This is a genomic window from Arthrobacter echini (assembly GCF_004803505.1).
GTDB classification, from domain to species: Bacteria; Actinomycetota; Actinomycetes; order Actinomycetales; family Micrococcaceae; genus Arthrobacter_D; species Arthrobacter_D echini.
In genome coordinates, this window is record NZ_SSWH01000041.1 from 1 (window position 1) to 1,015 (window position 1,015).

General features: G+C 65.1%; 1 protein-coding gene. It reads left to right on the forward strand.

The features are described from left to right. Positions 1–1,012: ISL3 family transposase (locus E8P82_RS14940; protein ID WP_136455843.1), on the forward strand; the 1,012-nt coding region annotated here is incomplete at its 5' end. Positions 1,013–1,015 lie beyond the last annotated feature (3 nt).

Genomic DNA, 1,015 nt, shown 5'->3' on the forward strand with positions numbered 1-1,015 from the left:
TGAGCGGAGAGCGAAGATCTCCCGCCGCGGACTCAGGTGGGCGCTGGAGGCAGTCGTGGTCGATCACCTCACCGTGTCCCGGGTCGCGGCCGGTCTGGGAGTGTCCTGGCATACCGCGAACAGTGCGGTCCTTGCGGAGGGCAAGCGCCGGTTGATCGACGACCCGCACCGGTTCGACGGGGTGACCGCGATCGGCGTCGACGAGCACGTCTGGCGGCACACCCGGCGGGGCGACAAGTTCGTGACCGTCATCATCGATCTGACGCCGATCCGCGAGAAGACGGGCCCGGCACGGTTGTTGGACATGGTTGAAGGCCGCTCCAAGCAGGTGTTCAAGCAATGGCTCGCAGACAGGCCACAAGCCTGGCGGGACGGGGTGGACGTCGTCGCCATGGACGGGTTCACCGGCTTCAAGACCGCGACCACGGAGGAGCTCCCCGACGCGGTCCCGGTGATGGATCCTTTCCATGTTGTCCGCCTCGCCGGCGACGGACTGGACCGGTGTCGGCAGCGTGTTCAACAAGCCACGACAGGGCATCGAGGCCGTGCCGGCGATCCGCTCTACCGGGCTCGGCGGACACTGCACACCGGTGCGGGACTGCTCACCGAGAAGCAGAACACACGCCTGGATGCTGTGTTCGCGTCCGAGGAACACCTCGAGGTGGAAGCGACCTGGGGTATCTACCAGCGCATCGTCGCCGCGTACCGACACCCCGACAAAAAGAAGGGCAAGGAGATGATGCAAGCCGTCATCGACGCGGTCACGACCGGCGTCCCGACTGCGTTGGTCGAGATCCGCAGGCTCGGCCGGACCCTGAAACAACGCGCCGTCGATGTGCTCGCGTTCTTTGACCGCCCCGGCACATCGAACGGCCCGACCGAAGCCATAAATGGGCGCCTCGAACACCTTCGCGGCTCAGCCCTGGGCTTCAGGAACCTCACCAACTACATCACCAGATCACTCCTGGAATCAGGCGGCTTCAGACCCCAACTGCACTCTCAATTACGATGAGCC